Source organism: Pseudomonas sp. P9_35 (assembly GCF_034008205.1).
GTDB lineage: Bacteria > Pseudomonadota > Gammaproteobacteria > Pseudomonadales > Pseudomonadaceae > Aquipseudomonas > Aquipseudomonas kilonensis.
In genome coordinates, this window is the sequence record NZ_CP125373.1 from 4,236,690 (window position 1) to 4,254,075 (window position 17,386).

The window sequence follows — 17,386 nt, forward strand, 5'->3', positions numbered from 1 at the left end:
GAACACCCGCAAAGATGGCCGTTGCGTTCTGCACGCCAGCACTTTTCATGGAGTTCGCCTTGAAGAAAATCGTTCTGGTTGCTTTCGACCAATTCACTGATATCGACCTATTCCTGATGTGGGACATCTTAGGCCGCAACACTGAGGACTGGCACGTCCGAATATTGGGTTCCAGCCCTGTCGTACGATCGGCGCACGGCCTGCCTGTTTCGGTACACGGTCCACTTTCAGAGGCCAACAGTGCCGACGCGGTATTGTTCGTCAGCGGCAAGGAAGGGATACCCGCTGCACTGGCCGCCCCGGATTTCCTGCCGTCGTTTGAACTTGACGCCAGACGCCAGCGAATCGGCTCCATATGCGCCGGCGCTTTCATTCTTCAACGGCTTGGGCTGCTCCGCGACCAGGCAACAACACACCCGGATGCACGATCGGGCTTGCAAGCGCTGGGACTTGAGCCCGTGGACCAGCCTCTTGTATGCCAGGGCAACGTTGCAACCGCTGGCGGGTGCCTTTCGGCGCTCTATCTGGTGGGATGGTTGGTTGAATCCTGGTTCGATGCCGACAAGCGCCGTGCGACGTTGCTCCCTGTCCTGCCGGCTGGACAGCAAGCGCTGTACGATGTGCTGATCGGGCTCAGTATCCGACAAGGAGAAGTTGGCGCCGCCCAACAAGAAACGCGACATGGCATGTCATCCAATTGGTAGTTAGAACTCAGGAAGAGATCCCCGATGCCCCGAGAATTTGAGCTCATTACGCCCGTGCCAGTCCCCTCGAGGTCCGGCATCACCCACCTTTACAAGTCGACGAACCTGGCGGACGCTTTTGCGATTCGGCTCCCCGCGGGCACATCCAGCGACCCAGACTTGCTTGCGCGATTCATCCTTTCCCACCAGCCATCCTGGATCGGATGGCTCATGAAAGTCCGAGACACTGTCGTTGCCTGTTTTGGTCTCAAGACAGCCAGACATCTGGCGACACTTGCTCATCGGATTCAGATCTTCAAGGTCTACAGCACGAACCAGACTGAAATCGTGTTGGGAGAGGACGACAAGCACCTCGACTTCCGGATATCGATCCTGTGTTCTGAAGAGGCAGAGCCAGAAGGCAGTCGCCAACTGGTTTTTTCAACCGTGGTCCAGTGCCACAACCGTCTAGGCCGGGCCTACATCTTCGTTATTGCGCCCTTTCACCGCATGGTCGTTAAAGCCAGCCTCCTGCGTGCAGCACGTGTCGGTTGGCCTCTGGCTACCAGCCCCCAAGGCTGAGAGCGTGAGCGATCAAATCAAACCTGCACTATAAAAGCCCCTTCACCATCGGAACACACGCCAGTTGAAGCCCCGAAGGGGAATGGTAGATCGCAGGTACCTCACCCACGAAACCGCAGCGTCGGTAAAAGTCAGCCGCATTCAAAGTCGCATCAAGCTTGACTTCCTCCAGGCCCAACTCCCGCGCCAGGCATTCGAGGTGATCCAGGACTCTCCTGCCAATACCGCGCTGCATAAAGTCAGGATGCACAAAGATCGCGCCGATTTCGCTGTTCTCCAGGTCAAGCATTCCTGTCGCCACCGGCTCTCCGTCAATACAGCCCAGATAGAAGTGCTTCTCCATCAGCGTGTCATAGCCATCCTCGGCCGTACCAGCTGTCCAGGCTAATAGCTGCGCCTGGGTATAGGCGCCGATGCACTGATGCCGGATCGCTAGAAGGCGAATGTCGAATGCTGTCTGGGAATCGCTGTGGCTGGCTCGTCTAATCTCGAACATTTCATTCTCCGTCAGCCATGTTCGGACGGAGAACTGAAAAGCCCCGTCCATCTCTGGCGGGGCTTGGGGGTAACACGTCAAATTCTATGCACGCATGACCTCATGGCCCGCCAGAGGCGGTCATGGAGGAACACATCATGTTCATTCGGCGTATGTAAATCATGGTCGGATAGTGCTGAGGATGGCCAGACAAGTCAATCTCGAGGCGGCTTTGCACTACCTGCGCATGTTCCGACATGCTTTTGAGTATCCGGAGCTGTTACGAATGGAGTGCTTGACGCTACAACATTATTCAATATGATTCATTCTTAATCATTTCGCCGAACAAATATTCAGTACTATTCACCGATAGTAAGTAGCCCCGGAAGCGGTTGCTCAGAAGACTGGCTTGTACTGCCAATTGCCTAAGAGAAATCCACCATGACAACCACCGCGAAAACCCGGTCGGTCACAGCTCACGTCCCGGTGCACCTGGCCGAAAAAGTCGACCTGATGGCCGAGCGCCTTGAGCGCTCCAGGAACTGGATCGTCAAACAAGCGCTATCTGCCTGGATCGAGCAGGAGGAGGAGCGAAGCCGCCTGACCCATGAGGCCTTGGCCGATGTTGACGCTGGCCGAGTGATTGACCACCAGGCTGTCCAGGCTTGGGCCGATAGTCTCAGCACCGACGCCCCGTTGCCGGTACCGCGCTGATGGAGTTGAAGTGGACCAGCAAGGCGCTTTCCGACATTGCTCGACTTTATGAATTTCTGGCGTCGGTGAATCAACCCGCGGCCGCGCGAACAGTGCAACAACTCACGGCCGCGCCAACCTCTCTGCTGGCCAACCCGCGCATTGGTGAACGCCTGGAAGAGTTCGAAACTCGAGACGTACGCAGAATCCAAGTGGGGCGCTACGAAATGCGCTATGGAATAGTCGGTTCCACCCTTTACCTGCTACGCCTGTGGCACACACGTGAGGATCGATGACTTGGGCTCGAGCGGACTGACTGCCATCACGCAGAATCTTTTTTCATTCGACGACCGGCAGGGATGAGCGTCGATATCGAATGCGTGGTGGTCGGCGCAGGCGTCGTTGGCCTTGCCGTGGCACGGGAAATGGCCCGAGCCGGTCATGAAGTGCTGCTGATCGAAGCCGCCGAAGCCATCGGCATGGGCATCAGTTCGCGCAACTCCGAAGTCATCCACGCGGGCATCTATTATCCGCCGGGCAGTTTCAAGGCGCAGCTGTGCGTCGAAGGCCGGCACCGGCTGTATGACTATTGCGAAAGCCACGGCGTCGCCACCCGCCGGCTCGGCAAGTTGATCGTTGCCACGGATCAGCCGCAGGTGGCCGGACTCGAGACATTGCTTGAGCGGGGCTTGATGAACGGCGTGGACGACCTGCGCCTGCTCGACCAGGAACAGGCGCAGACTTTGGAACCGGCCCTGGCCTGTGTTGCGGCGCTGTATTCGCCTTCCACCGGTATCGTCGATTCCCACGCTCTGATGCTGGCCTTGCTGGGTGACGCCGAAGCGGCCGGGGCGGACATTGCTTTCCACACGCCGTTACTGGGCGCTCGCGTCATCACTGGGGGGTTCATGCTGGAATTGGGCGGCACAGCGCAGATGACCCTGTCCTGTCGCCTGCTGATCAACGCCGCCGGCCTCCAGGCACCCGCCCTCGCCCGCCGCATCGAAGGCCTGGAGATGCAATCGGTGCCCGAAGACTTTTTGTGCAAAGGCAATTACTTCAGCCTCACCGGGCGGGCACCGTTCCGGCACTTGGTCTATCCCGCCCCGGAAGCCGCCGGCCTGGGCATCCACATGACGCTGGACCTGGCCGGCCAGGCGCGTTTCGGGCCAGACACCGAGTGGGTCGAGTGCGAGGACTACCGAGTGGATCCGGCCCGGGCCGAAGCGTTTTACCCGGCGATCCGCAATTATTGGCCGGGCCTGCCGGACCAGAGCCTGCAACCGGCCTACAGCGGCATCCGCCCGAAGATCTCCGCCCCCGGCGAACCGGCCCGCGACTTTGTCATCAGCAGCGAGGCCGAACACCGGGTGCCAGGGTTGATCAACCTGCTCGGGATCGAATCGCCCGGGCTGACGTCCTGCCTGGCACTCGCCAGCCGGGTCCGACAACGGATCGAAAATGTTTAGCCACCAGCGCAAAGTGCAACGCGTTTTGCACCCCGCTCATGCAGCTTGCACGACCCGCGAAATTATTAGCCTTGCAACCTATTGTTTTTAGAGGGTTTTAAATCGATCTTCGGCTGGCACAGCTGATGCAATTCAGCTCCTACGCGGCGTTGGCGCTCGAAGCCTGCCCGCATCCGTGTATTGCCGAGGAGCTACCTATGAATGCCATCGATCTGTTGAAAGCCGACCACGAACGCGTCAAAGCCATCCTGACTCAACTGAGCGAGTCGACCGAACGCGCCGTGAAAAAACGTACCGACCTGTTGGCGAAACTGGAAATGGAAATTTCCATTCACACCCGCCTGGAAGAAGAAATTCTTTATCCGGCTTTCAAGCAGGCTGGTGGCAAGGACGAGGCCGAAATGTATTACGAGGCCAAGGAAGAACACCGTACCGTCGACTCGCTGGTGCTGCCGGACCTGAAAGCCACCGATCCCACCCAGCCGGAATTCGCCGGTCGAGTGAAAGTGGTCAAGGAACTGCTTGAGCACCACATCGAGGAAGAAGAAAAGGAAATGTTCCCCCACGCGAAAAAACTGCTGGGCAAGGCCAAACTCGATGCCTTGGGTGCAGACATGGAAACCATGAAAGCGCAGTACAAAAAAGAACTGAGCAGCGCCAACCTCGCCGCCTGATCAAAGCGCCGTAGATGCTTCAGCCGTCATGTGACGGCTGAATGCGTTGCGGCGCTTTATTGCATTTGTTCACGCAAGAATTCCACCAACGCCTGCACGGGGCGTGCACTTTGCCGATGCTGGGGATATACCGCCGACAGCGCCAGTGGTTCGGTCTCGAAGCCTTCCAGGACCTTGATCAGCCGCCCATCCTTCAAGGCATCGCCGAGGATGAAAGCGGGCAGATAGGTGATGCCCATGCCGGCGATGGCCGCGTCCCTGAGCAAATCCCCGTTATTGGCGCGCATGCGTCCCGTAACCTCCAGGGTCAGCGGTTTGCCGGCCCCCACGAAACGCCACTGCACCTGACGGCTGTGACCATAGGGCAAGCAGTAGTGATTGCGCAGGTCTTCAGGCCGCGCGGGTGTGCCTTTTTGCGCCAGGTAGGTCGGGCTGGCGCAGTACACCCGCTCGATGGTCGCGATGCGCCGGGCAATCAGCGTCGAATCCTCCAACACGCCGATGCGCAGCGCCAGGTCGTAGCCCTCTCCCAGCAGATCCACCGAGCGGTCGCTCAAGTCCACCTCGACGCTGACACCCGGATAGCGCTGCAAAAACAGCGGCAGCAAGCTGCCCAGGTGCGCCACGGCGAAGGACAGCGGTGCGCTGAGGCGAATGGTGCCGCGGGGCTCGCTGGTCTGGCCGCTGATGCCCTGCTCCACCTGTTCGACTTCATTGAGCAGGCGCAGCGCCGCTTCGTAATAGCGCTGGCCCAGCGGCGTGACGTCCAGCCGCCGGGTCGAGCGATTGAGCAGACGCACACCCAGGCGTTGTTCCAGTTCCATCAGCTTGCGGCTGACGAACTGCTTGGACAGCCCCAGTTTTTCCGCCGCGGCGGTGAAACTGCCCGACTCCATGACCTGGGCAAAGATGCGCATTTCTTCGAAGGGGTTCATTGTCATTCCAGGGGTGGACAGTCAGGGGGGATTGGCTGGACATTGTGGTCTTGGTAAGTCTGATTGCCTAGCTGTTGAATGTGCCACCGCTATCGCGAGCAAGCTCGCTCCCACAGGGTTCTTGTAATCACCAGGATCCCCTGTGGGAGCGAGCTTGCTCGCGATAGCGTCGGCACAACTTGCGAGGCGTTAACGCCAAACACAAAAACGCCCGCACAAGGCGGGCGTCATTCAGCATGGACCGCTTACTTGGCCGTCAGGGCCGAGTAGCTGTTCATCAGGTTGCGGTAGTTCGGAATGCGCTGGGACAGCAGGTTGCCCAGGCCTTCGATGTCGTTGCGCCAGTCGCGGTGCAGCTCACAGGCCACCGAGAACCAGTTCATCATCTGCGCGCCGGCAGCGGTCATGCGTACCCAGGCGGCCTGTTGCACGGTTTCGTTGAACGTACCCGAGGCGTCGGTCACGACGAACACGTCGAACCCTTCAGCCAGCGCCGACAGGGTCGGGAACGCCACGCAGACATCGGTGACCACGCCAGCGATGATCAGTTGCTTGCGGCCGGTGGCCTTGATCGCCTTGACGAAATCTTCGTTGTCCCAGGCATTGATCTGGCCTGGACGGGGGATGTACGGCGCGTCCGGGAACATTTCCTTGAGCTCCGGCACGATCGGGCCGTTGGGGCCTTGTTCGAAGCTGGTGGTCAGGATGGTCGGCAGCCCGAAGAACTTCGCCAGGTCAGCCAAGGCCAGCACGTTGTTCTTGAACTCGTTGGGCGAGAAGTCCTGGACCAGGGAAATCAGGCCGGTCTGGTGATCGACCAGCAGGACGACCGCGTCGTCTTTGTTCAGACGGTTGTAGGCGGGAACGTTGCTCATGGGATGACTCCTTTGGATGGTTTGTGACAAAACCCTGTGGGAGCGAGCCTGCTCGCGATAGCGGAGTGTCAGCTTGCGGCGATGTCGGGTGTGCCGACGTCTTCGCGAGCAAGCTCGCTCCCACAAGGGGAAATCCGCGTGTTAGTCAAAAGGCAAAGCAGGAACAGCCAAACGCGCCCCAGAAGCCTTGGAAATCGCTGACCGGGACGTTCGACAACCGCGCCCGTTCATGGCTGTGGGAGTGCACCGTGCACGGACCGCTGCACTGGTGGATCTGGGCCTGCAACGGTGACGCCGGGCGCCAGTGACCCGGGACCTTGACCACCGGCGACCAGTCGGGCAGCACCGGAACGCTGGCCGGCCCGAGTTTCTCGAAGTCGCCGGCGGCATACACCACCTTGCCGTCGACCACGGTCAGCACCGACTCGATCCACTTGATGGCTTCTTCCTCGACGCTGAAAAAGTCCGCGCTCAGGGCCGCCAGGTCTGCCAGTTGACCAACCTTGATCTGGCCTTTCTTGCCCTGCTCCGACGAGAACCAGGCACTGCCGTGGGTGAACAGTTCCAACGCGGTCAGGCGCGGCAAGCCCTCTTCGTGCAACGACAGGCCGCCGACCGTGCGCCCGCTGACCATCCAATACAACGAGGTCCACGGGTTGTAGCTGGAGACGCGGGTGGCGTCGGTGCCAGCGCCCACCGGCACGCCTTCAGCCAACATGCGCTTGATCGGCGGCGTGGCTTCGGCGGCCTTGGCGCCGTAGCGGTCGACGAAGTATTCACCCTGGAAGGCCATGCGATCCTGGATCGCAATCCCGCCGCCCAACGCCCGTACGCGCTCGATGTTCTTCGGCGTGATGGTCTCGGCGTGGTCGAAAAACCAGGGCAGGCCGTTGAACGGAATGTCGCGGTTGACCTTTTCGAACACATCGAGCATGCGGCTGATGGATTCGTCGTAGGTGGCATGCAGGCGGAACGGCCAGCGCTGCTCCACCAGGTGCCGGACCACCGGTTCCAGGTCTTGCTCCATGCCCGGCGGCAGGTCCGGGCGCGGCTCGAGGAAGTCCTCGAAATCCGCCGCCGAGAACACCAGCATTTCCCCGGCGCCGTTGTGCCGCAGGAAGTCATCGCCCTGGTGCAACTTGACGCTGCCGGTCCAGTTCTTGAAGTCGCTGAGTTCTTCCTTGGGCTTCTGGGTGAACAGGTTGTAGGCGATGCGCACCGTCAACTGCTGCTCGCGGGCCAACTGCTCGATCACCGCATAGTCGTCCGGGTAATTCTGGAAGCCGCCGCCAGCATCGATGGCACTGGTCAGGCCCAGGCGATTGAGTTCACGCATGAACTGGCGAGTGGAGTTGACCTGGTACTCCAGCGGCAGTTTCGGCCCTTTCGCCAGCGTCGAGTAAAGGATCATCGCGTTGGGCCGCGCCACCAGCATGCCGGTGGGCTCGCCCTTGCTGTCACGCACGATCTCGCCACCCGGCGGGTTCGGCGTGTCACGGGTGTAGCCGGCCACCCGCAGCGCGGCACGGTTGAGCAAGGCACGGTCATACAGGTGCAGCACGAACACCGGCGTATCGGGAGCGGCCTGGTTGAGTTCTTCCAGGGTCGGCATGCGTTTTTCGGCGAACTGGAATTCGTTCCAGCCGCCCACCACGCGTACCCATTGTGGCGTCGGCGTGCGGTCGGCCTGGTCCTTGAGCATGCGCAAGGCATCGGCCAGGGATGGCACGCCTTCCCAGCGCAGCTCCAGGTTGTAGTTCAGGCCGCCGCGGATCAGGTGCAAGTGCGAGTCGTTGAGCCCGGGAATGACGGTGCGGCCCTTGAGGTCGATGACCTGGGTGCCGCTACCACGCAAGGCCATGGCCTCGGCGTCGGTGCCGACCGCGACGAAGCGGCCCTGGCTGATGGCAACCGCGCTGGCGCGGGGCTTTTCACGGTCGACGGTATGGAACTGGCCATTGAACAGAATCAGATCGGCGTTCATCGGTTTTTCCTTCAACAATGGATATGCGGGCAAATCCGTGGCGAGGGAGCTTGCTCCCGCTGGGCTGCGAAGCGGCCCCAAAAAGAGCGGACGCTACGCGTCCAGCGGGAGCAAGCTCCCTCGCCACACAGTGCTTGTCACAAAAGCATCGGAGCTGCTTAGGGCTCCAGGTGCACGTGAGCTTTCGAGTCCTCAAGCCACGGCGCGAACAAACGGGTCGCCAGCGGCATGCACACGTACACCACCGAAAGCACGATGGTCAGGGTGATCAGGAACGTGGCCACCACGTAGTTGGAAAGAAAACTGTTGAGTTGCAGCAACGGCCCCCAGATCAGCGGCACCAGCAAGGTATGCGGCAGGATGACCAGCAGCGTCACGACGGCCTGCTTCCAGCGCGGCGGCGGTGTGGCCGCATCGGCCAGCGGGGTGAACCAGAATTCCTTGTGCGACCCGACTTCGGTCTGGTCACCGTCGGCCAGCAACGGCAGGGCCTCCTCCACCAGCTCGCGGCGCTCGGGCGAGTCCAACCAGCGCTGCATGGCCTCGGTGGAACAGAAACGCAGCACGCAAGTGAACAACGCTAGCCCGCCCTGCTTGCCCCTCACTACATCCACCCCCAAATGACCCGGCCACTGGCCGGCCACGCGCACCGTGCGACGCAACCAGGCCTCGTAGGCAGCCTCCTGGCCAACCTTGATCCGGTGCTTGACCACCAGGGTCACGATTTCATCGAAGCCGGGCCTGGCCGGGCTCGCGGTGGATTCAACGGTTTGAGACTCAGACATGGCGAAGCACTCCAACAAAACGCGTATTGATTGCCAGGCGTCCGGGCCCGGCGATAAACACACTGGTAAATATGATCAGCAGCAGCCAGCCGAACTGGCCTTCTTCAAGGCTCCATTGCGGGTGCACCAGCAGCAGCGCCACCGCCAGGAGCAACAGGATCGGCAGGCACGCCAGGCGCACCAACACACCGGCCATGATCAGCAGCGGACACAGCACCTCGGCGAAAATCGCCAGGATCAGGGTCGGTGCTGCGCCAAGGTGAAACGGGTCTTCGATGCGGGTCAGCTCGACGCTGTAGTGCAACAGCTTCGGCAGCCCATGGACCCACAGCAGAAATAGTCCGCCGCTCAAGCGCAGGAACAACAAGCCCAGGTCCTGCAGCGGGCGCTCATCGGTCATGTTCATCGGTGGGCTCCGTCCGCAGTTATCGAGGCCGCCGCTGGCAGCGGTTGGGACATGTGACTGGCAATGCGCGAACGCAGCCAGCGCTCGGCCGGGTCGTTGTCATGCACCCCGCTCCAGACCATCGACAGCTCGGCGGCATTGATATCGAACGGCGGGTCCTCGGCGCGCAGCGCGCAGCCTTCCACCAGCGCGCAGGCGGCATAGTCGGGCACGGTGGCGATCAACTCGGTGCCGGCCAGCAAGGCCCGCAGCCCACTGAATTGCGGCACCGCCAGCACCACTTTGCGGGTCCGGCCGATGCGGGCCAGGTCCAGGTCGATGTTGCCGCTCAGGTCGCCCGAAAACGAAACCATGGCGTGGGGCCGCGAACAGTATTCATCCAGGGTCAAAGGCCCCGGGCGCTTGTCGCCACGCAAGACTTTGCAAGGAATGTCCCGCAGTTTCTTGCGCTTGGCATTGGCCGGCAGATCGGTGGTGTAGCTGACACCGACGCTGATTTCACCGCTGGCCAGCAGCGATGACATCAGCAGGAAATTGGCTCGGCGCACCACCACGATGATCCCCGGCGCTTCTTCGCGCAGTTGGCTCAGCAACGGTGGAAACAGGCCGAATTCAGCGTCGTCGGACAGACCGATGCGAAACACGTCGCAACTGGTGGACGGATCGAACGCCTTGGCCCGGCTGACCGCGCCAGAGATGGTGTCCATGGCCGGTTGCAGCTCTTGCAGGATCGCCAGGGCCCGCGGCGTCGGCTCCATGCCGCGACCGTGGCGGATCAGCAACGGATCATCGAACAGATCCCGCAGCCGCCCCAGCGCCGCGCTCACCGCCGGCTGGCCCATGAACAGCTTTTCGGCGACGCGGGTCAGGTTTTTCTCGAACATCAGCGCCTCGAAGATCACCAGCAGGTTCATGTCGAGACGGCGTAAATCGTTGCGGTTCATGGGTGTGAGGTCCCGTTTTAACTGTGGGAGCGAGCTTGCTCCGGGCGGCGTTCCGACGATAGCGATGGGTCAGCTTGCATCGATGTTGAATGTAATGACGCCATCGCGAACAAGCTCGCTCCCACAGGTTTATGGCTTGATCAACCCTGGATGAATGCCAGCAGGTCCGCGTTCAGGCGGTCCTTGTGGGTGTCGGTCAGGCCGTGGGGGGCGCCGGGGTAGACCAGCAACTGCGAGTGCTTGAGCAACTTGGCGGCGGCAATGCCGGCAGCTTCGATGGGGACCATCTGGTCGTCATCGCCATGCACCACCAGGGTCGGCACGTCGATGTTGCGCAGGTCTTCGGAAAGATCGGTCTCCGAGAACGCCTTGATGCAGTCATAGGTGTTCTTGTGGCCGGCGAGCATGCCCTGCATCCAGAACCAGTCGATCATGCCTTGGGAGACTTTGGCGCCCGGACGGTTGGCACCGAAAAACGCGCTGGCCACATCTTTGTATAGCTGAGAACGGTCGGCCAGGGAGGCCTGGCGGAAACCGTCGAACACTTCCACAGGCAGACCGCCGGGGTTGGCCGGGGTCTTGAGCATCAGCGGCGTCACCGCCGAAATCAGGCCGAGCTTGGCGACACGGGCAGCGCCATGGCGGCCGATGTAGCGCGCCACTTCGCCACCGCCGGTGGAGAAGCCGAGCAACACCGCGTCCTTCAAGTCCAGCCGCTCGATCAGCTCGGCCAGGTCATCGGCGTAGGTGTCCATGTCGTTGCCGTCCCAGGGCTGGCTGGAGCGCCCGTGCCCACGACGGTCATGGGCGATCACCCGGTAGCCATTGGACGCCAGGAACATCATCTGCGCTTCCCAACTGTCCGAGTTCAGCGGCCAGCCGTGGCTGAAGACCACCGGTTGACCACTGCCCCAGTCCTTGTAGTAAATCTCGGTGCCGTCGCGGGTAATGAAGGTGCTCATGACGTGACTCCTTGAGGTGGGTGGATCGCTTTATGGTCCGGCCACGGGAGGCACCTGCGTGAGTTAAACGTTGTTAATTTTTTCGGAACCGGCGTGTTAAAAGCCTGCTTTTGTGGCGAGGGAGCTTGCTCCCGCTGGGCTGCACCCGTAGGAGCTGTGTAGGAGCTGTCGAGTGCAACGAGGCTGCGATCTTGTTCCAGACAATTGAATCGAGAGCGAAAGATCAAGATCAAGATCAAAAGATCGCAGGCTTCGCCAGCTCCTACAGAAGCCCAGCGGGAGCAAGCTCCCTCGCCACAGGTTCGGCGTCTGGAAGGCTGGAAGTAGAGCCTGCGCCGTTGCGCTTGACGCAAAACCTGAGGAATATGCTCGGGTAAAGCCCAGGCACCGGGACCAGAACATTGAGAGCAACATGAGCCAATACCTCAGCCTGCCCGTCGAACAGACGGTGCATTTCGGCCCTTACCGGGTCCATCCTCGCCAGCGCCTGGTGCTCGAGGGTGGGCAACCGTTGCGCCTGGGCAGGCGGGCCGTGGAGATTCTGCTGGTGCTGCTCGAGCACGCTGGCGAGGTGGTGAGCAAGCAGCAACTGATCGCCCGGGTCTGGCCCAGGAGCGTGGTGGAAGACACCAACCTGCGCGTACACGTCGCGGCACTGCGCAAGGCCCTCGGGGATGGCCAGGCCGGGCAGCGCTACATCGTCACCGTGGCGCAGCGCGGCTACAGTTTTGTCGCGCCGCTGTCATTCGAACCGCTCGACCAATGGGCGCACATCCCTCATCCGTCTTTGACGCGCAACCTGCCGCTGCAACGCACGCGCATGATCGGACGCCAGGCCCTGGTGGAAAACCTGGTGGGCCAGCTACCGCGAAAACGCTTCATTACCCTGGTCGGTACCGGCGGCATCGGCAAGACCACCGTTGCCCTGCGGGTCGCTGAACGGCTGATCGGCCAATACCGTGACGGCACTCATCTGCTGGACCTGGCATCGCTCAACGACGCGGCCATGATCGCCCCCAACCTGCGCGCATTGCTCGACCTGCCACTGCAGGACGGTGATCCGCTGGACGCCATCGCCCGGCAGCTCAAGGAGCGGCATCTGCTGCTGGTGATCGACAACTGCGAGCACCTGATCGACGCCATCGCCCTGCTCAGCGAAACCCTGCTGCGCGGCGCCCCTCACCTGCACATCCTGGCCACCAGCCGCGAAGGCCTGCGCGCCGAAGGCGAACACGTGCAGCGCCTGGACGCCCTGGCGTTCCCGCCTCGGGAGATGCCCATCGAGGGTTATCCCGCCCTGGAATACCCGGCGCTGCAACTGTTTGCCGAACGCGCGATGGCCAGCCGTGACGACTTCGAACTGACCGACCGCGAGGTGCCGTTGGTGATCGACATCTGCCAGCGGCTGGATGGCATTCCCCTGGCCATCGAACTGGCCGCTGGACAACTCGGCCGCTTCAGCCTGGAGGAACTTCACCGGCAACTGCAAGACAACGTCGCCCTGCTTCACAACGAAACCGATGCCGCCCCGCGCCAGCAAACCCTGCGCGCCACGCTGGACTGGAGCTTCGCGTTGCTCACGGCCTGCGAGCAGACCTGCCTGCGGCGGCTGGCGGTGTTCATGGGCAGTTTCAACCTGGCTTCGGCCGCCGCAGTAATCGTCGGCCAGTATGTCGCGCCCGACCAGGTGCTGGTGTCGGTCAGCCAGTTGGTCGCCAAATCGTTGCTCAATGTAGAGATCGGCGATGAAGAGGTGCGCTATCGCCTGCTGGACACCACCCGCCGCTATGCCCTGGAGCAACTGGCCGAGGCCGGCGAGCTGGCGGCCAGCCAGGAACGCCACGCCGAGCGCTGCCTGGCGCTCATGGGACAAGCGGAAAGCGCTTGGGAAAACACCCCCACCCGACTGTGGATCGCCCGCTACGCCGACTATCGCGACGACATCCGCGCGGCGCTCGACCGAGGCTTGGGCCCGCAAGGTTCACACGCCGTCGCGATCCGCCTGACCGCCCGTACCCTGCCCCTCTGGCAGGAGCTGTCGCTGCTCAAGGAACACGGCCTCTACGTCAACAAAGCGCTGCAATTGTTGCGGGCCAGCCCCGCGCCATGCCCGCGCTTGACCCTGGCCCTGGAACTGGCCCACGCCAGTTTCAACTACCACACCGAGGGCGGCACGCCGGCCACTGTCCGCGCCTTCGCCACGGCCCGGCAACTGGCCCGGCAATGCCAGGACCTGGCCGGCGAACTGCGGGCCGTGTCCGGGCAAATGACCGTCGACCTCAGTTGCGGCGACTACCAACAGGCCTTGGCACACAGCCTGGATTTCGACCGGTTGGGCTTGCAGGGCGACCCGACCCTGTCCTTGAGCACCCAACGCCTGCGGGTGCTGGCGTTGCATTTCACCGGCGACCAGGGCGCGGCGCGGCGCGAAGCCGAACAGGTGATCCAGCGCCTGGCCCAGAGCGGTCACCTCAGCCGCTTCAGCCACGGCTTCGGCGTGCAATACGATCAGAGCGTGGCCGCGCTGACGGTTCTGGCGCGCATCCTCTGGCTGCAAGGTTTTGCCGAGAAAGCCCGGCGCACCGCCAACCTGGCGCTGCAGATCGCCTTGCAGATCAACCACGGCATTTCGATCTGCTACACCTTGGCGCTGACCGGTTGCGTGATCGCCCACTACACCGGCGATCATTCGACTGCCCGGGAAAGGCTCGACCTGTTGAAGCAGCAAGCCAAGAAACATTCGGTGATGCTGTTCCATGACTGGGCTTGCCATTACGACCGCGCATTCGATGGCCTGCCCCTGGCAACACGCCCGACAAACGGCTTGGTCCAGGACATCGCCGTCACCCTGCGCAGCGACTTCGTCAGCCCGGCGCAAATCGAACGGGCGCGCAGCGGCGCCGCAGGCTGGTGTTCGGCGGAGATCCTGCGGGCCGATGCCGAGACCTTGCTGGCCCGCAACGAACCGTCTCTTGAAGAAGCAGCCGAAGCGCAACTGCTGGCCGCCCTGGACATCGCCCGTCGTCACCAGGCCCTGGCCTGGGAGCTGCGCAGCGCCACGTCCCTGGCCCGTTTGTGGCAGCGCCAAGGGCAGGCGCAAGCTGCGCAGGCGCTGCTCGGCCCCGTCTATCGACGCTTCACCGAAGGTTTCCAGACCCCCGACCTATTGGAAGCCGGCGCGCTGCTCCAGGCGCTGACTTGACGGTTGGGGCCTTGAATGCCGGACTCCCCAAGCGCCTTGCAACACGTAACGCCGATGAAACACAGGCCACTGACCACTGCGCCGCAGTTTGTCCATGGCATAGGCGCGAGTGGTGTGGAGCAGATGGAAGCGCACCCCTTCGGCAAGCGGCTCGACCATCAGCAGTGACACGCCCACCAGTCGCGACAGCAGCGAGGGTAATTGCCCGACGCTCAGTTCAGCGCAACTGATCACGGCCAGCGCCGCCTTGAGCGTAAACGGCCCCTCGAACACCGCCAGACGCTGGAATGCGGTTTTTTCGTCAGCGCTCAAACGCTCGAAACTCGAGTCCAACACCGCCTCCAGGCTGCGGTGCCGGGCCACCGCCGTACGCCGCCCATGGCTCAAGAGTGATAAACCGTGATCCAGTTGTTCCAGGACCCCAGCCACTCCCAGAGCATCAACCTGGGCCGCCGCCAGTTCCAACGCCAGCGGCAATCCGTCCAGGCGCTGGCAGATCTGCGCAAGCGTCGGCCAGTCGCGACCACCCGGCCTGAAACCCTGCTGCCGGGCGCCAACCCGCTCGATCAGCAACTGCACCGCCGGGCATGCCTCGATCTGGTGCGCAGGTTCCAGGGGCGACGTCACGGCCAGGCCCGGCAGTGACACAATCCTTTCGTCCGGCAAGTCCAAGGGTTCGCGACTGCTGACCAGCAGCGACACCCCGGGCGCCGTCGCAGCCAGTGTCTGGACCAGTTCGCGACAGGCATCGAGCAGGTGCTCGCAACCGTCGAGCACCAGCAACATCCGACAGGGTTCGAGAGCGCGGGCCAAAGCCCCCTGCTCCACGCCCAGCACACCGGCCACTTGCGCCACCACTTGTGAGGGATCGCTGACGGCCGCCAGGTCAACGAACCAGGCACCGTCCTTAAAGTGTTCGAGCAGCAGCTCCGCCACCCGCACCACCACGGTGGTCTTGCCGACCCCGCCGGGACCGGTCACGGTGGTCACGGCTTGACGGGGCACCTGCGCCAGTAACCGCCCCAGGACTTTGTCGCGCCCCACCACCGGGCTCAAGCGCGTGGGCAGGTTGTGCCGCTCGGTTTGTGGACTGAAAGGCAACTCAACGCGCTCTTGCGCTACCAGGGGCAGCGCAAGGCAATAGCCTTGTCGAGGATGATTGAGGATATAGCGAGCGCCGCCCCGTCCGTCACCGAAAGCCCGCCGCAGCGCCGCGATGTGCACCCGCAGGTTGATGGCCTCCACGACGCTGTCCGGCCAGACGTGGGCGATGAGTGTTTGCTTGCTGACGTAGTGGCCGGCGTGCTCCACCAGCACCTGCAGGACATCCAGGGCACGGCCGCCCAGCGCGAGGGGCTGGCCGTCACGGGTAACCAGCCGCTGCTGCCGGTAGAAGGCAAACGGACCGAAGCCCACCGCCGGCTCGCTATCGGGTTTGACGAAACTGTTCATGGGCGATCCAGCGCCGGATAACCGGTACGGGCGTCAGCGTGCGGATCACCGAACACGTCTGCCCTGGCTCCTGCGCATCCTTTCCAAAGGGTTCGCCGTTATCTTGGCAGGCGCAGGCCTCAGGACAATGCTGGCACAGGGAGCGCCACGGACATCACAGTGCCCTGGACGGACACCGATGGCTCAACTGAACTGCTGGCGATACTGCACCGGGGTCAGGCCGAGCTTTTCACCGAACAAAAAGCGCATGTGCCGCACGCTGCCGAAGCCGCTGCGAAACGCCACGGTCTTGAGCGGCAGTTCGGTGGTTTCCAGCAACTGACGCGCCCGGTCGATGCGCGCGCCTTGCAGGAACTCCATGGGTGTCATCTTCACCTCACGGGCGAAGACCCGGGCGAAATGCCGCGAACTCATGGCGGCCAACGCGGCCATGCGCTCGATGGTGAAGGGTTCTTCCAGATGTTCCATCACATGATTCTGCACGCGGGTAATGGCCGATTCCTGCGTCGACACCGCCGCCACCGAGGGGCTGAACTGCGCCTGTCCACCCTGGCGTTTCATCACCACCAGCAGCACCTTGGCGACGTCCAACGCGACTTTGCGACCGTGATCCTGGGCGACGATGGACAGGGCCAGGTCGATCCCGGCGGTGACGCCGCCGGAGGTGATCAGGCGCCGGTCCTGCAGGAAGATCCTGTCGGTTTCCACCAGGGCCTTGGGGAAACGTTGGATCAGGCGTTCGGTGTAATGCCAATGAGTGGTGACGCGATAACCATCAAGCAAGCCCGCCTCGCCGAGCACAAAGGCCCCGGTGCAGATGGAGCCGTAGCGCGTAGCCCGTTGCGCCGCGGCCCGCAACCAGGTGTGCAGCCCCGGATGCTGGTCGTTATAGGCCCCCGGCCCGCCCGGCACCAGCAACACGTCATAGGCTGCCCATGCCTGGTCGATATGGATATCGGCCTGCACCGTCACGCCGTTGGACGCCCGCAACGCCCCACGCTCGGTTCCCAGGGTCAGCAATTGATAACGCTGATCCGAAGCGAGGTAACGATTGGCGATGGAAAACACCTCCAGAGGCCCGGCCATGTCGAGCAGCAAAAAGTCCGGGAACAGCACCATTGCAATGGTTTTCATCGGGGATACGCCAAAAAATCCAGAAACGATAAATGCCCCTGTGGGAGCGAGCTTGCTCGCGATAGCGCTGAGTCAGTCACATCAATTCCAACTGACACGACGCTATCGCGAGCAAGCTCGCTCCCACAGGG

The 17,386-nt window shown here is 62.4% G+C and carries 17 protein-coding genes; 7 read left to right on the forward strand and 10 right to left on the reverse strand.

Annotation, left to right across the window (positions count from 1 at the left end; genetic code table 11):
• Nucleotides 1-14 precede the first annotated feature (14 nt).
• Nucleotides 15-704, forward strand: a complete 690-nt coding sequence (locus QMK47_RS18510) for a DJ-1/PfpI family protein (protein ID WP_413817735.1) — start codon at nucleotides 15-17, stop codon at nucleotides 702-704.
• Between the two features lie 24 nt (nucleotides 705-728).
• Nucleotides 729-1,265, forward strand: a complete 537-nt coding sequence (locus tag QMK47_RS18515; RefSeq protein ID WP_214512774.1) for a DUF2867 domain-containing protein — start codon at nucleotides 729-731, stop codon at nucleotides 1,263-1,265.
• 28 nt (nucleotides 1,266-1,293) lie between these two features.
• Here QMK47_RS18515 and QMK47_RS18520 read toward each other — a convergent pair whose 3' ends face one another.
• On the reverse strand, nucleotides 1,294-1,761 hold the full coding sequence (locus QMK47_RS18520) for a GNAT family N-acetyltransferase (protein WP_320389006.1): 468 nt from the start codon (nucleotides 1,759-1,761) through the stop codon (nucleotides 1,294-1,296).
• Between the two features lie 420 nt (nucleotides 1,762-2,181).
• On the opposite strand from QMK47_RS18520, the gene QMK47_RS18525 reads away from it, so the two are divergent.
• From QMK47_RS18525 to QMK47_RS18540, 4 genes are all read left to right on the forward strand, one after another.
• Nucleotides 2,182-2,454: a CopG family ribbon-helix-helix protein gene (locus QMK47_RS18525; RefSeq protein ID WP_014337668.1), complete on the forward strand. Its 273-nt coding sequence runs from the start codon at nucleotides 2,182-2,184 to the stop codon at nucleotides 2,452-2,454.
• Entirely contained in the window at nucleotides 2,454-2,729 is a 276-nt protein-coding gene (locus tag QMK47_RS18530; RefSeq protein WP_253476243.1) for a type II toxin-antitoxin system RelE/ParE family toxin, read from the forward strand. The genes QMK47_RS18525 and QMK47_RS18530 overlap by 1 nt, the downstream gene beginning before the upstream one ends.
• A 63-nt stretch (nucleotides 2,730-2,792) precedes the next feature.
• Nucleotides 2,793-3,902 carry an NAD(P)/FAD-dependent oxidoreductase gene (locus QMK47_RS18535; protein ID WP_253476245.1) on the forward strand — a complete coding sequence of 370 codons (1,110 nt, stop codon included), beginning with the start codon at nucleotides 2,793-2,795 and terminating at the stop codon, nucleotides 3,900-3,902.
• Nucleotides 3,903-4,099: 197 nt separating this feature from the next.
• Nucleotides 4,100-4,576, forward strand: a complete 477-nt coding sequence (locus QMK47_RS18540) for a hemerythrin domain-containing protein (RefSeq protein WP_003203396.1) — start codon at nucleotides 4,100-4,102, stop codon at nucleotides 4,574-4,576.
• A 56-nt stretch (nucleotides 4,577-4,632) separates the two neighbouring features.
• Here QMK47_RS18540 and QMK47_RS18545 read toward each other — a convergent pair whose 3' ends face one another.
• The 7 genes from QMK47_RS18545 to QMK47_RS18575 form a co-directional block, all read right to left on the reverse strand.
• A complete protein-coding gene (locus QMK47_RS18545; RefSeq protein ID WP_320389008.1) occupies nucleotides 4,633-5,511 on the reverse strand; it encodes a LysR family transcriptional regulator in 879 nt (292 codons plus the stop codon).
• A 245-nt stretch (nucleotides 5,512-5,756) separates the two neighbouring features.
• A complete protein-coding gene (ycaC, locus tag QMK47_RS18550; protein ID WP_030141308.1) occupies nucleotides 5,757-6,386 on the reverse strand; it encodes an isochorismate family cysteine hydrolase YcaC in 630 nt (209 codons plus the stop codon).
• A 145-nt stretch (nucleotides 6,387-6,531) separates the two neighbouring features.
• A complete protein-coding gene (locus QMK47_RS18555) occupies nucleotides 6,532-8,370 on the reverse strand; it encodes an amidohydrolase (protein WP_253476251.1) in 1,839 nt (612 codons plus the stop codon).
• A 158-nt stretch (nucleotides 8,371-8,528) separates the two neighbouring features.
• Nucleotides 8,529-9,155: an antibiotic biosynthesis monooxygenase gene (locus tag QMK47_RS18560; protein WP_253476253.1), complete on the reverse strand. Its 627-nt coding sequence runs from the start codon at nucleotides 9,153-9,155 to the stop codon at nucleotides 8,529-8,531.
• A complete protein-coding gene (locus tag QMK47_RS18565) occupies nucleotides 9,148-9,561 on the reverse strand; it encodes a DoxX family protein (protein ID WP_253476255.1) in 414 nt (137 codons plus the stop codon). Before QMK47_RS18565 ends, QMK47_RS18560 begins: the two co-directional genes overlap by 8 nt.
• Nucleotides 9,558-10,505, reverse strand: a complete 948-nt coding sequence (locus QMK47_RS18570) for a LysR family transcriptional regulator (RefSeq protein ID WP_253476257.1) — start codon at nucleotides 10,503-10,505, stop codon at nucleotides 9,558-9,560. The genes QMK47_RS18565 and QMK47_RS18570 overlap by 4 nt, the downstream gene beginning before the upstream one ends.
• A 140-nt stretch (nucleotides 10,506-10,645) precedes the next feature.
• A complete protein-coding gene (locus QMK47_RS18575; protein ID WP_253476259.1) occupies nucleotides 10,646-11,467 on the reverse strand; it encodes an alpha/beta fold hydrolase in 822 nt (273 codons plus the stop codon).
• Between the two features lie 412 nt (nucleotides 11,468-11,879).
• Here QMK47_RS18575 and QMK47_RS18580 point away from each other — a divergent pair, with 412 nt between their 5' ends.
• The gene (locus tag QMK47_RS18580; protein ID WP_320389009.1) at nucleotides 11,880-14,669 is read left to right on the forward strand and encodes an ATP-binding protein; all 2,790 of its coding nucleotides are present in this window, start codon (nucleotides 11,880-11,882) and stop codon (nucleotides 14,667-14,669) included.
• Here the strand turns inward: QMK47_RS18580 and QMK47_RS18585 are convergent.
• Together QMK47_RS18585 and QMK47_RS18590 are read right to left on the reverse strand one after the other, a co-directional pair.
• Nucleotides 14,631-16,121, reverse strand: a complete 1,491-nt coding sequence (locus QMK47_RS18585) for an ATP-binding protein (RefSeq protein WP_253476263.1) — start codon at nucleotides 16,119-16,121, stop codon at nucleotides 14,631-14,633. The genes QMK47_RS18580 and QMK47_RS18585 overlap by 39 nt on opposite strands.
• A 183-nt stretch (nucleotides 16,122-16,304) precedes the next feature.
• Nucleotides 16,305-17,255 (reverse strand): GlxA family transcriptional regulator, encoded by a 951-nt coding sequence (locus tag QMK47_RS18590; RefSeq protein ID WP_253476272.1) that lies wholly within the window; start codon nucleotides 17,253-17,255, stop codon nucleotides 16,305-16,307.
• Between the last annotated feature and the right edge of the window lie 131 nt (nucleotides 17,256-17,386).